Here is a 13,980-nt window from a genome sequence, read left to right on the forward strand (position 1 = left end):
AACCCGCGACACCGTCGCCGTCTCCGTCAAGGGGCATTAAACGTGGCTAAGCGCTCGGTTACATGGGTCCGCTATTTCGGCCTGATGGGCCTCCCGAGGCCACCGGATGAACAGCATGGCCTCGCCTGCGATCTTATTGGCGCTCAGCGTCGCTTCCAGATCTTGAAGGGAGCACCGCAAAATCTTCTGATCCTTGCGCTGCGCTTTCACGGCGATTTGCAGGTCGAACTGAACCCCCGGATGCGCTGTCTGTAGGTGATCCACAATCTGTGGCGCGGCCCCCACGGCCATGTAAAGCGCCACACATGTGCCGGGTCTGATATCCTTGATCGGTTCGGGCACCGTATATCCATCTTGGCGATGGCCGGTCGTCAGTACCACGGTATCAATCTTGCCCCGATCCGTCAGGCTTTCACCGATGCTCGCGGCCGCGGCGCAGGCCGCGGTGACGCCGGGGATGATCTCGAAAGCGATACCGCTGGCTTTCAGCGCATCGACTTCTTCTGTGCTGCGCCCGAACACCCCCGGATCACCACATTTCAGGCGCACGACGCGTTGGCCGCGTTTGGCAGCCATCACCAGGGTCTGTGTGATTTTCTCTTGCGGCCAGCTGTGACAGCCCGGAGCCTTGCCGACGTAAATGCGCTCGGCGTCACGACGGGCCAATTCAAGGATTTCAGGGTCAAGCAACCGGTCATAATAGATCACATCCGCCTCTTGCAGGCGCTGCACGCCGCGCAGGGTGATCAGATCCTTCGCCCCCGGTCCTGCGCCCACAAGGCTGACGCTGCCGCCCGCAGCGGTGCCGAAGTCGCCCGTTTCGATGGCCGCCTTGATACGCTTGGCCGCCGCGCGTTCGGCACCGGCGGCAAACATCCAGCGCGGGCTGTCGTTGAAGACCCAACGCCACAGATCGCGACGCGCGCGCGGATCAAGGCGCGCAGATGCTTTCCCCCGCAACCGGCCCGCAAGAGCAGCAAGATCCCCCAGCCGCGGCTCCAGCATTTCCTCTACTTTTGTCTTGATCTGGCGGGCCAGCACCGGGGCTGTCCCCTCGGTACCGATGGCCACGACCACCGGATCACGGTCCACGATCGAAGGCGTGATCGCGTCGCAAAGCTGTGGCTGGTCGACCACGTTCACAACCGCCCCGGCCTCTTTGGCCAAAACATGCAGCGCCATGTCAGCACCAGGGCAGCCAGTGGCGATAAAGGCCAGCGCGGTGTCTGAAAAGCTGTTCGGGGTGATTGGACCGTCGTGAAGTGTGACACGGCCCGATGCAGCAAGGTCCGACAGTTCGGCATCGAATGTGGTCGCCCAGATCTCGACCGTCGCTTCGGTTTTCAGGATCAGTCGCGCCTTCTGGGCGGCCTGTTCGCCCCCGCCCATGATCACGACGCGGCGGCCCGCCATTTGCAGGAACATTGGAAATGTCTTCATGCGGATTGCTCCTTTGGCTGGTGTCGCTGGTCCCAAAGGCTGCGCGCCATTTGATCGGCTTGGGAAAGTGTCCGAGACGCCTTCAGCGTCCACAGCGCAAGTGCCGCAGTGCCGGTCACCGTGGCGATTGCGAAAGGGTCGTCCACGCGCCCCTGCCACAGGCCCTGCAGGTCGATGACATCGCCTGTTTCATGCAAACGTCGGGTGTCATGCAGGATTGGCGCGGCGGTCTGCTGGATATGCGCCCCGTCGCGCAGGCCGAACAGGGTGATGTCCTTGGCGGGATGACGCTCGAATTCGCCGCTGCCCCCTTTGATGACGCTCAGATCCTGCTGGCCCAACAGCTGCGCGGCTTGGGCCTGCAGGCTGCGGTAGGACGGGTGGAACACACCTTGCACCGTCGCCGGGGCCTCGGACGGGTTCCACATCCGCAATACCGTATTGAAGCACGATCTGAGGCCGAGCGTATCGCGCAGGTTCAAGATGCTGAAAGCCGCAGGGCTTAGGGTTTCAAGCGGGGTATAGGTCACCTGCGGTCCGGCAAGATCGATCACTTCGCGCACCGATGCATTGGCCGATTGATGCGAATTCCACCCGTGCATCGAAATGCTGTAACCGGCCTGCCCCACCAGCCGCGCAGCAAGCAGGAACAGCGGCACCCCCCGGCTGCGGCCTGCGGCATAGGACGGCCAGTCCAGATCCGCTTTGGGCAGTTTGCCCACCACATGTGCGCGCAATGCTGCGGTGAAACCGGCAATCTCTTCGGGGGTTTCGCCGCGCAGACGCATGACCATCAACAGCGCGCCGACCGCTTCGGGGGCAGCATCACCGCGTAAGATCAGCGCCATGGCGTCCTGAGCTTCGGCCAAGGTCAAAGCGCGGGCACGCCCCTTGCCGCGCGCGACGATCCGGACATAGGGGGCAAGGCTCATTCTGCGGCCATCCGTTGCAAGGTCTGATCCAGCAGGGCGGCGAGTTCGGGTTTGCACGACCCACAGTTTGTCCCCGCGCAGGTGGCGTCGCCCAAGGCCGCGACGGTAGAGGCCCCGCCGGCGATCGCGGCCAGCAAGGTGTTGCGCCCCACATCAAAACAGGCACAGACCGTAGCACCCGGGTCCGGCCGGTCAGCGGCATTGCGCCCGGCGAGCGCTGCCAACGCGGATGTGTCCGTCCCGATCAGCGCGATAATCGCACTGCGCGAGACGACCACCGGATTGGGGGATACGAAAAGCAGCCCGGTGATCCGCCCGCCTTGGGTTATCGCAATCCGAACGCCACCGGTCGCCGCGTCGGATTGGAGCGAAAGATCACCCTCCGCCTGCCCCGTCAGAAGGCGGGCCTCTGCCTCCCAATCCTCGGGGTTTTTGCTGCCCGCCAGCTCTGCCTGCCAGCCGGTATTGGTGTGGGCCACGGCGGCATAGGTGGTGCGCGGGTCGGGTTCCAAGATGCTTGCCAGAAAGCCGTACCATTTCGCCTTGAAAACCTCGGCAGTGACAGCGCTGGCCTTCAAGGCGGGTTGACCTGAAATCGGATCGGTCAGCGGCGTCATGATGCTATTGACCGTGCCCGCGGTGCTGCGCTGACGTGTCCAGTGCATTGGCGCGAACAGCGCGCCTTGCGCCACGCGCGGGGTGATCAGCGCCCGCATCAAAACGCGACCACGGCTATTTTGCAGCGCGATCAACGCACCGGGGAGCGCCCCCAACGCGGCGGCATCAACCGGGTTCATCTCTACATAAGGTTCGGCCAGATGTGCCCCAAGCCGCGCCGATTTGCCCGTGCGCGTCATCGTGTGCCACTGGTCGCGGTTCCGTCCGGTATTGAGCGTAAAGCGTGAATTCAGCGACACAGGGGATGTCACGGCAACCATCTGCGCCTTGCCGTCAGGATGATAATATTGCCCGTCCGCAAAGAAACGCGCCCCATTGCGCGGCCATTGGGTCGGCACCATTTTCGCGTAATCCGCATCGGCAAAAATGCTCAGATCAAGATCACGCGGGAAGGCCGAAACAGCCTGATCAAGCGCGACATATTCGGCAAAGACATCCGCGGATGAGCCATAGGAAAAGGCATCTGAAAATCCCATACGCTTGGCCACGTCGCTGATGATCTTCCAGTCGGGCCGCGCATCACCGGGGGCGGGCAGAAAGGCGCGTTGGCGCGAAATGCGCCGTTCGGAATTGGTCACGGTCCCGTCTTTTTCACCCCAACCGGTGGCGGGCAGCAGGACGTCAGCCAAAGCGTTGGTATCCGTCTTCTCCATGATGTCAGACGTAACAACAAAGGGCACATTTGCAATTGCCGCCGCCACGCCATCGGCATCAGGCAACGACACCGCAGGGTTGGTCGAGATCACCCACAGTGCCTTGATCCGCCCGTTGGCACAGGCCTCGAACAGATCGACAGCCTTCAGTCCCGGTTTGGTGCAGATCGTCGGGCTTTGCCAGAATCCCTGCACCGCGCTGCGATGCGCTTCATTCCCGATCTCTAGGTGGTTTGCCAGCATATTGGCCAGACCGCCCACTTCGCGGCCCCCCATGGCATTGGGCTGGCCGGTCAATGAGAACGGGCCCATCCCCGGATTGCCGATGCGCCCTGTGGCAAGATGGCAATTCAGGATCGCGTTCACCTTATCCGTGCCGCAGACCGATTGGTTGACGCCTTGGGAGTACGCGGTGACGACTTTGGGCGTGTTTGCCCAAAGCGCATAGAAATCGGCCAATTCCCGAGCGTTCAACCCGCTGTCCGCCGGATCACTGGCCTGTGCCGCCGCCAGCGCCGCGTCCAGCCCGTTCACATGGTTTTCGGTATAGGCCGTGTCGAGTTTTCCGGTCTCTGCCAGATACGCCAGCAACCCATTGAACAAGGCAACATCCCCGTCCGGGGCTATCCTCAGATGCACATCCGCCAGATCGGTGGTCGCCGTCCGGCGCGGATCGACATTGACGATCCGCATATGGGGGCGCGCCTGCTTTGCGGCGGCAATACGCTGGTGCAGGACCGGATGGCACCACGCCAGATTGGACCCGACAAGCACAACCAGATCGGCTTGCTCCAGATCTTCATAGGTGCCGGGAACGGTATCGGTGCCGAAGGCACGCTTGTGACCCGCGACAGAGGACGCCATGCACAGACGTGAATTTGTGTCGATATTGGCCGCCCCGATGAACCCTTTCATCAGCTTGTTGGCGACATAATAGTCTTCGATCAGCATCTGGCCCGAGGCGTAGAAGGCGACGCTTTCCGGCCCATGCTGCGCGATGGAATCGCTGAACCTCTGCGCCACCATATCCAGCGCCGCATCCCAGTCTGCCCGCACCCCGTTGATCTGCGGATGCAAAAGCCGCCCGTCCAGATCAATGGTTTCCCCCAAGGCAGCACCTTTGGAGCAGAGCCGCCCGAAGTTGGCCGGATGATCCGGATCCCCCTTGATTGTACCATCGGCGGCCGCCAGCACACCGCAACCTACACCGCAATAAGGGCAAGTGGTGCGCGTGAGGGTCATGCGGCGCTCCGCGCTTGCAGGAACGCCCGGTCCAGCAGGATGCGCCCGCCTTCCACCCGCGCCGGATAGGTCGCGACGCGGCCCGCGTCCGCGCCCTGCGCCTCTCCGGTCTCTAGCGAGAATACCCAGTTGTGCAGCGGGCAAGTTACGGATTTGCCATGCACGATGCCTTCGGCCAGCGGCCCCGCCTTGTGCGGACAGGCATTATCAAGCGCAAAGACCTCATCCTCGGCGGTGCGGAACACCGCGACACAGCCAAGCGTGGTCTTGATCATACGCGCACCGCGTTGTGGCACCTCCTCAAGGGCTGCGATATCGATCCAGCTGGTCATTCCGCAGCCTCCAGTGACAGGGTTGCAAGGGGTTTGTAGCGCTCGGCCTGCTGGGTCACGTGTTCGGCCCACGGGTCTTTGCGGTAAATCGTCTGGCTCAGCTCGAAGCGATCAACCAAAGCGTCGCCTTCGGCAGCAACCCGTTCCTTGATCCAGTCCAGACCGACCTTGGCCATCCATTTGTAAATGCGATCAAGGTATTTGGCATTCTCGCGATACAGCTGGGTCACCGCCTTGATCACATTGATCGCCTCTTGCTCGGTCGGCACCTGGACCAGCAATTCGGTTTCCCTGACGTCCATACCGGCCGCCCCGCCGATGCTGATCTGGTATCCGCTGTCGACACAGATGACCCCGATGTCCTTGCAGGTCGCTTCGGCGCAGTTGCGCGGGCAGCCCGACACCCCGAGTTTCAGCTTATGCGGCGTCCAGGCGCCCCAGAGCTCTTTCTCAAGCTGGATACCCAGTCCGGTGCTGTCCTGGGTGCCAAAGCGGCAATGATCCGTACCGACACAGGTTTTGACCGTGCGCAGCCCTTTGGAATAGGCATGTCCCGACACCATGCCGGCCGCGTTCAGATCGGCCCAGATGTCGGGCAGATCCTCGCTTTTTACGCCCAATAGGTCGATCCGCTGCCCGCCGGTGACCTTGACCGTCGGCACCATGTATTTATCCGCCGCATCGGCAATGGCACGCAGTTCGTCCGGCGTGGTGATCCCACCCCACATGCGCGGCACAACGCTGTAGGTGCCGTCCTTCTGGATGTTGGCGTGTTTGCGTTCGTTGATGAAACGCGATTGCGGATCGTCGCGGTATTCCAGCGGCCAATCAGCAAGCAGATAGAAGTTCAACGCGGGGCGGCAGACATGGCAACCGTCGGGCGTCTTCCACCCGCACTCCTGCCAGACCGCCGGCATCGAGGTCAGTCGCTGCGACTTGATCATCCGCCGCACGTCTTCGTGGGTCATATCGGTGCAGCCGCAGATCGACGCCGCGGCAGGCAAGACGAAATCATCCCCCAGCGTGACCGCCAATACCTGTTCGACCAGCCCGGTGCACGTCCCGCAGGATGCGCTGGCCTTGGTCGTCGCTTTGATCGCGCCCAGATCAGAGGCACCCGCCGCGATGGCGTCTTCAATTTGTCCTTTGCAGATACCGTTGCAGCCACAGATCTCCGCGTCACGCGGTAAGGCTGCAACAGCTGCTAAAGGGTCCAGGGGGGTCCCCCCTTGGTAGGCCGGGCCGAAAATCAGCGTATCGCGCATGTCCGCGATGTCGGTCTTGTCGCGTATCAGGCCAAAGAACCAGTTGCTGTCGGCGGTGTCGCCATACATCACCGCCCCGATCACCACGTTGTTCTTGATCACCAGACGGCGATAGACACCCCGCGCCGGATCGCGAAAGACGATATCCTCGCGCCCCTCGCCATCGGCAAAATCGCCCGCACTGAACAGATCACAGCCCGTCACCTTGAGCTTGGTCGACAGCTCTTTCGGGACAAAGGTCGATGACTGCCCCAGCAGGGTCTGCGCCGCCACTTTTGCCTGATCGTACAGCGGTGCCACCAGACCGAACAGCGCGCCATTATGTTCCACGCATTCCCCGACAGCCAGCACATCGACGTCGGAGGTCACCATCTGGTCATCTACATGGATGCCCTTTCCAACGGCCAAGCCTGCGCCCTGCCCGAGTGCCACGTTGGGGCGGATGCCCACGGCCATGACCAGCAAATCGCAGGGCAGTTCCGTCCCGTCATCCAGCAGCAGGGCACGGACCTTTCCGTTCTCGCCCAGGATCTCCTTGGAGTTTGCGGCGCATTTGACGGTGATGCCCTTATCCGTCAGGGCGCGGCGCAGCAGATATCCTGCGGCCTCGTCCAATTGCCGCTCCATCAAATGCCCCATGATGTGCACAACGGTCACGTCGACGCCGCGGGCCGCCATGCCTGCCGCCGCCTCCAACCCCAGCAGCCCGCCGCCGATCACGACGCATTTGTTGCCTTCGCCCAGCCCCATCATCCGTTCGGTGTCTTCCAGATCGCGGTAGGCGATGACGCCTTCCAGATCGTGACCCGGCAAAGGGATCATAAAGGGGTTCGATCCGGTGCCCAGAACCAGCTTGTCATAGGACACCGTGCCATTCTCGCCCGTGACCGTCTTAGCCGCACGGTCTATTTCCAGCACCTTTTCGCCAAAACGGCAGGTGATGTCATTTTCGGCGTACCATCCAGCATCATGGGTCACGATGTCGGCATAGGTCTTCTCTCCCGATAGGACCGGGGACAGCATGATGCGGTTGTAGTTGCCCCGTGCCTCTGCGTTGAAAAGGGTGATGTCATAGGCTTCGCGGTCCTGTTCCAGAAGGTGCTCCAGCACCCGACCGGAGGCCATACCGGCACCGATTACGACAAGTTTCTGTTTCATGGTCTCACTCCGCCGCGATTGCTTTGGGTTTCGGTGTCCCGCCGGAGGCAGGTGATTTCGGCGCATTGCCGTGTTCGTATTCCTCGAGGAAATCGAGCACTTCTTGCCGGTAGCTGTAATAGTCGGGGTGTTCGAGCAGCGCCTTGCGGGTGCGTGGACGCGGCAGGTTTACGTCGGTGATCTTGCCGATGGTGGCTTGGGGTCCGTTGGTCATCATCACCACGCGGTCGGCCAGCAGGATCGCCTCGTCCACATCATGGGTCACGCAGATTGCCGTCACTTTGGTGCGCGACCAGACTTCCATCAGCACTTCCTGCAATTCCCAGCGGGTCAGACTGTCGAGCATGCCGAAAGGTTCATCCAGAAGCAGCAGTTTGGGCGATAGGGCAAAGGCACGGGCAATGCCGACGCGCTGTTTCATGCCGTTCGACAGGCTGGCGGCATTCTTGTCCATACTGTCTGCCAGCCCGACACGTTCAAGGTAGTATTCCACCACATCCTGACGTTCCGCCTGCGACGCGCGGGGATAGACCTTGTCGACACCAATGGCGACGTTCTCCTTGGCCGAGAGCCACGGGAACAGATTGGGCGACTGGAACACGACGGCGCGTTCGGGGTCTGCACCTTGGACGTTCCACCCGTCCAGACGGATCGCACCTTTCGAGATCGGGTTCAGCCCCGCAGCCATCGTCAGCACAGTGGATTTACCGCAGCCCGAATGCCCGATCAGCGAGATAAATTCGCCCCTGTTGATCTTGAGATCAAAGTTCTCGACCACGGTCAGCGGTCCTTTCGGCGTCGGATACACCTTGTCGAGCTGCGAGAAATTCAGGAATTTTTCCTGGATGGCACCTTCCTGCGCCTTGGAGACTGCCGCGGGCACTGAATGGATCGGCGTGACATTGGGCAACATACGCGTTTCTTCGACTTTCGCGGCGATACCGATGTCCATCAGATAGGTCGTGACCTGCCCGCGCAGCGCCTTGAATGCCGCGTCATTGTTCATCGCAATCCGGTCGCGGGGGCGGGGAATGTCGACTTTGAATGCCTCCCCAAGCGTGCCGTCCGGATTAAGGGCGATGATCCGGTCCGCCAGAATGATCGCTTCATCCACATCATTGGTGATCAGGACGCAAGTTTTCTTGTCTTCGTCCCAGATCGCCTCGATCTCATCCGCGAGATTGGCGCGGGTCAGGGCGTCGAGCGCCGACAGCGGCTCGTCCAGCAGCAGCATTTCGGGGTCCATCGCCAGGGCGCGTGCCACATTGACCCGCTGGCGCATCCCTCCGGACAATTCAGCAGGGCGGCGCGTGGCCGCATGGGACAGGCCCACCATGTTGACATAGTGATCGACCTTGGCCGCCCGTTCGAGTTTGGAGAGATCAGGGAACATCGTATCGACAGCAAGCCTGACATTGCCCTGCACGGTCAGCCACGGCATCAGAGAATAGTTCTGAAAGATCACACCGCGTTCGCGGCCCGGTTCGGTGATGGGTTTTCCCTTGTAGGTCACGCTGCCCGAGGTCGGCTGCTCCAGCCCCGCCATCAGATTGATCAACGTGGTCTTGCCGGTGCCCGAAAACCCGAGGATGACGACGAATTCACCTTCGGCAACGTCAAGGGAGATGTCCTTGAGAACGGGTTGGGTGCCATAGGTTTTGGTGACATTTTTGAAGTTCAAGATACCCATATCGATCACCGGTTATTCGAGAAGGTGAACATGGACTGGAGCGCATACATCACACGGTCCAGAAGGAAGCCGATGATACCGATGGTCAGCACCGCGACCATGATCCGCGCCAGACTTTGCGAGCTGCCGTTCTGGAATTCATCCCAGACGAATTTTCCAAGCCCGGGGTTCTGCGCCAGCATTTCCGCCGCGATCAAAACCATCCAGCCTACACCAAGCGACAGCCGCAGCCCGGTAAAGATCAATGGCAGCGCCGAGGGCAGCACCAGTTTGGTGATCTTGGTATAGGTATTCATTTTCAGCACGCGACTGACGCTGACAAGATCCTTGTCGATGCTGGCGACGCCAAGGGATGTGTTGATCAGCGTGGGCCAGAGCGAGCAGAGGGTCACAGTGATCGCCGAGATGAGGAACGACTTGGAGAACATACCGTCATTGGTGCTATAGACGGCTGATACGATCATGGTCACGATGGGCAGCCATGCCAGTGGCGAGACCGGTTTGAAGATCTGTATCAGCGGATTCAGCGCCGCATTCGCCGTTACGGACAGGCCCGCCGCGATGCCCAATGGGATCGCAACGATCGACGCAATGAGAAAACCGAAAAGCACCGTTTTGATCGAGGTCCAGATCTGGTCGTAGTAGGTTGGCTTGCCTGTATAGGCGCGATCACGCACACGATCTGGGTTGCCACTTGCGATATGTTTGGCGTTGCGCGCCTCTTGCCGCTCGTAGAAGGCAGCTTCGCGTTCGCCCTCACGGATGGCGTCCTGATGCAACTCGCCCACCTGCTCCCAGACTTGGGCAGGGCCCGGCACAGCCCCGAGCGAGGTTTGAACCTTGGGGGCCAGGCTTGCCCAGAGGGTCAGGAAGATCGCAATCGCCAAGAGCGGCACGCCCAGAAGCCGCCAGATCTCGCCCGCCTGCGCGCGCGGATTATCCCCCGCGGCGGCCTTCAGGATCGGTGTCAACCAAGAGAGGCCAAAGACGCTAAACCATGCGTCGGCCTTGTTGATCCGGGCAAAGCGCCGCGCGCGGCGGGCTTCGATATCGAGTGTGTTTGTGTCAATCGCGGTCATATCGGCTGTCCAATTGCTGCTTTTGATGAAAGTGGCTCCCTCCCCCCTTCCGCTTTGCGGTGTGGCAAAGCGCGCGGGGGCGGGGTTTAGCCTTCGACCTTGCTGTCGACGACCGTTTGGCCGGACTTCAGACCGATGGGCAGGCTGTCGATATAGGCGTTCGGCGCGCGCCCGTCGTAGCTGATCCCGTCGATGATATCGGCAGCCGGTGTCGGTGCTTTGAAGCCGTCGCTATCCCAAGGAAACGCCGCTTCGTCGGCCATACCCTCGTCCACCAGCAGCCTTGCGGCCTGTAGGTAGATGTCCGGGCGATACACGTCTGCAGCCGTCTGGAAATACCATTCATCCGGCTTTGTCTCGTCGATCTGGCCCCAGCGACGCATCTGGGTCAGATACCAGATGGCGTCTGAATAGAACGGATAGGTCGCATTGTAGCGGAAGAAGACGTTGAAGTCGGGGGCGGGGCGCACATCCCCTTTCTCGAACTCGAAAAAGCCGGTCATGGAGTTGGCGATCACATCCGCATCCGCGCCCACATATTCAGAGCGCGACAACATCTCCACCGCTTCCTCGCGGTTGGCGTTGTCGTTGGCATCAAGCCACATTGCCGCGCGGATCAGTGCCTTGGTCAATGCAAGCGTGGTGTTGGGGTTGTCCTCGGCAAATTCGGCGGTAATGCCAAAGACCTTCTCGGGGTTGTTTTTCCACATGTCGTAGTCGGTGATCACCGGCACGCCGATCCCTTTGAAAACCGCCTGCTGGTTCCAAGGCTCCCCCACGGCGTAGCCCGATATCGTCCCCGCTTCCATCGTCGCAGGCATCTGCGGTGGCGGCGTCACGGACAGCAGCACATCCGCATCAATCTGACCGGAAATATCTTGCGCGCTATAGTAGCCGGGTTTCAGTCCGCCCGCCGCAAGCCAGTACCGGATCTCGTAGTTGTGGGTCGAAACGGGAAAGACCATGCCCATATTGAACGGCTCGCCGCGGTCCTTATAGCCTTCGACCACCGGAGCCAAAGCACTGGCGCTGATGGGATGCTGCGGCCGACCATCGTCCATCGTGGGCACGTTCGGCTTCATCTCGTCCCAGATGTCATTTGAAACAGTGATCGCATTGCCGTTCAGGTCCATCGAGAAGGGCGTGATGATATGCGCTTTGGTGCCATAGCCGATCGTTGCCGCCAGCGGTTGGCCCGCCAGCATATGCGCGCCGTCCAGTTGGCCGTCGATCACGCCGTCCAGCAGCACTTTCCAGTTGGCCTGCGCCTCAAGCCTGACAAAAAGCCCCTCGTCCTCAAAATATCCCAGCTCGTAAGCCACGGCCAAAGGTGCCATATCGGTCAGCTTGATAAAGCCAAAGGTCAGCTCTTCTTTCTCGAGCGCCAGCATTTCGGCCGACGCCGCGGTCGCCAGCAGACTTGTCGAGGCGAGCAGGAGTGCGAATGTATTTTTCATGGGTCATGTCCTTTCATGGCCCCGAAGGGCAGAAACGAAAAAAGCCGCACGTATGGTTCACGGGGAAGAAATCCGTGCTCCGTACGAGCGGCATTGCTCTGAGTGATGTGCGACCAGCATTGGTCAGCGGCATAGGTCGGACAACGTTGTCCCTTGGCATCAAGCGTGGCTCATAGACGCGGCTTCACGCAACGAATTTTCTGCGTTGCGGCAGTTTTTCAGAGGCCCATGCAGAAGCCGCTTAAGAATTCATCGCACAGCTGCGGTGAAATCAAACGTTCTGCCGTCAAAAAAGGCGTCGGGCGAAAGAATCATCTCTCCCCGCGCAGATGCTACAGATGTTGGCAACATCATCGCCCCTTCGGTTTTCTCGGAGGCTTGGGGCATATCAGCGCCGATATCAGACAGATTCTGGCGGAAAAGATCGGCGCGAAAACAGGTTTTGGCTTTCTCGATTCCCGCGGCGTCGGCACCTAGGTGATGCGCGATCCACGCCGCCTGACTGCGCCACGGGAAAGAGGCGGCATGGCTGTGGAACTGCAAGAAACGATCCACCGTGATCGGAGAGGCCCCCGTTCGGGGGACGATATGCCCGGTCAGGGCCGGATCGATCAAATCGGGCGACATGCTCAGGTGTTCACTGCGGCCCAAAATCTCGACCGCAAGCGGCTTGTTTCCCGGCGCATCAAGCCAGGCCGACGCTTGGTATACCGCCCGCATCAGGCGACGCACGCTGTCCTCGTTCTGCGAGGCCCACTCATGGCGCGCGGCAAGCACCTTCTCCGGCGCGAACTGCCAGACATCGCGGCCCGCCATCATCAGCTTGGCCACATTATTCTGCACGGCCACGCCGCCCCAGGGCTCGCCCACCCAAAAGGCATCGACAAACCCGTCCGAGACCGCATCCGCCATACGCATCGGCGGCACGGTGACCTCCTCGATCTGCAGGTCGGGCGCTTGCGCGGCCCAATAGGACAGCAGCAGCCGGTGCATGGAATAGTGGAAGGGGATACCCACACGCAGCGGTTTGGCACCGCGCGCGCTGAGCCCCGACAGCAATGCAGTCGTGTCCCCAAAGCGCACATCCTCCAATGCGGAAGCAACAGCGTTAGAGACGCCGAACACCGTGCCGTTCACGGACAAGACCATCAGCGCATCTACCCGCGCGGGCAATCCACCCATCCCGATGGACATGGCCACCGGCATTGGCGACAGCATATGCGCGGCATCCAGATGCCCCAGTGCCAGCATATCGCGCAGCGCGGACCACGAAGGCTGACGCAAAAGATTAAGCGCGAGACCCTGCTCGGCAGCAAATCCCAGCTCTTTCGCGATGACCAGCGGGGCGCAATCAACCAACGGGACATAGCCACAGTTCAGAACAACCTCGCTCATGACAACAGATCCGCTGCCGTCACCAATGCTTGCGCCACATCGATGACCTTGCGATTCTGGCGCATCGCGGTGGTGCGCAGCAGCTTATAGGCGTCATCCTCGGACATGCCGCGTTGGCGCATCAGGATCCCCTTTGCGCGGTCGATCGTCTTGCGATCCTCCAGCGCTTGCTTGGCAGCATTCAGTTCAAAGTGGAATTGACGCATCATTTTGAAGCGCGCGATGGCCGTTTGCAGCACGGGTTTGATCCGGTCCATCTGAAGACCATCCACCACATAGGCGCTGACCCCGGCATTCAGCGCCGCCTGCGTCAGGTTCTCATCCGTCTGGTCCACAAACAGCGCGACCGCCCGCTTGGTCGTCTCGGTCGCATGAGAGATATGTTCAAGCGTATCGCGGTCCGGATTTGTCAGGTCGATAAGAACGATATCCGGTGAAAATTCCCGCACCGTCTGGTTCAGCTCCGACATCTGCAGCAAAGCCTTGACGTCAGACCAACCCGCTTCGCGCAGTGCATCCACGATGTCACGCACGCGTTCGGGGTTTGGCTCTACAACCAGGATGCTGAGGTTTTCGTTCATGCACCTTGATTGAAGACCACCTGCAGAACGTCAACAGGCAGTCGTTTAACAGCGATAAAGCTAGCCTGAGGTGGTTAA

At 60.8% G+C, this 13,980-nt stretch carries 10 protein-coding genes; all 10 read right to left on the bottom strand.

The features are described 5' to 3' along the window. Positions 1 to 36 precede the first annotated feature (36 nt). A complete protein-coding gene (gene cysG / locus ACNQ62_RS04245; protein ID WP_418094282.1) occupies positions 37 to 1,440 on the bottom strand; it encodes a siroheme synthase CysG in 1,404 nt (467 codons plus the stop codon). Further along, entirely contained in the window at positions 1,437 to 2,372 is a 936-nt protein-coding gene (locus ACNQ62_RS04250; protein ID WP_418094283.1) for a glycosyl transferase family protein, read from the bottom strand. Before ACNQ62_RS04250 ends, cysG begins: the two co-directional genes overlap by 4 nt. Continuing rightward, on the bottom strand, positions 2,369 to 4,945 hold the full coding sequence (locus ACNQ62_RS04255) for a molybdopterin-dependent oxidoreductase (protein WP_418094284.1): 2,577 nt from the start codon (positions 4,943 to 4,945) through the stop codon (positions 2,369 to 2,371). Before ACNQ62_RS04255 ends, ACNQ62_RS04250 begins: the two co-directional genes overlap by 4 nt. Then, positions 4,942 to 5,277, bottom strand: a complete 336-nt coding sequence (nirD, locus tag ACNQ62_RS04260) for a nitrite reductase small subunit NirD (protein WP_260004571.1) — start codon at positions 5,275 to 5,277, stop codon at positions 4,942 to 4,944. The genes ACNQ62_RS04255 and nirD overlap by 4 nt, the downstream gene beginning before the upstream one ends. After that, on the bottom strand, positions 5,274 to 7,700 hold the full coding sequence (gene nirB, locus ACNQ62_RS04265) for a nitrite reductase large subunit NirB (RefSeq protein WP_418094285.1): 2,427 nt from the start codon (positions 7,698 to 7,700) through the stop codon (positions 5,274 to 5,276). The genes nirD and nirB overlap by 4 nt, the downstream gene beginning before the upstream one ends. Positions 7,701 to 7,704: 4 nt before the next feature. Further along, positions 7,705 to 9,390, bottom strand: a complete 1,686-nt coding sequence (locus ACNQ62_RS04270; protein WP_418094286.1) for an ABC transporter ATP-binding protein — start codon at positions 9,388 to 9,390, stop codon at positions 7,705 to 7,707. Between the two features lie 5 nt (positions 9,391 to 9,395). After that, positions 9,396 to 10,469, bottom strand: coding sequence for an ABC transporter permease (locus ACNQ62_RS04275; RefSeq protein ID WP_348001936.1), 1,074 nt, complete (start codon positions 10,467 to 10,469; stop codon positions 9,396 to 9,398). 86 nt (positions 10,470 to 10,555) lie between these two features. Further along, positions 10,556 to 11,926 (bottom strand): CmpA/NrtA family ABC transporter substrate-binding protein, encoded by a 1,371-nt coding sequence (locus tag ACNQ62_RS04280; RefSeq protein WP_418094287.1) that lies wholly within the window; start codon positions 11,924 to 11,926, stop codon positions 10,556 to 10,558. Between the two features lie 249 nt (positions 11,927 to 12,175). Next, positions 12,176 to 13,321, bottom strand: a complete 1,146-nt coding sequence (locus ACNQ62_RS04285) for an ABC transporter substrate-binding protein (protein WP_418094288.1) — start codon at positions 13,319 to 13,321, stop codon at positions 12,176 to 12,178. Then, positions 13,318 to 13,902 carry an ANTAR domain-containing response regulator gene (locus tag ACNQ62_RS04290; protein WP_064216512.1) on the bottom strand — a complete coding sequence of 195 codons (585 nt, stop codon included), beginning with the start codon at positions 13,900 to 13,902 and terminating at the stop codon, positions 13,318 to 13,320. Before ACNQ62_RS04290 ends, ACNQ62_RS04285 begins: the two co-directional genes overlap by 4 nt. Positions 13,903 to 13,980: the final 78 nt, after the last annotated feature.

Origin of the sequence: Sulfitobacter sp. SBS6 (assembly GCF_048285585.1) — a bacterium.
Lineage (GTDB): Bacteria > Pseudomonadota > Alphaproteobacteria > Rhodobacterales > Rhodobacteraceae > Sulfitobacter > Sulfitobacter pontiacus.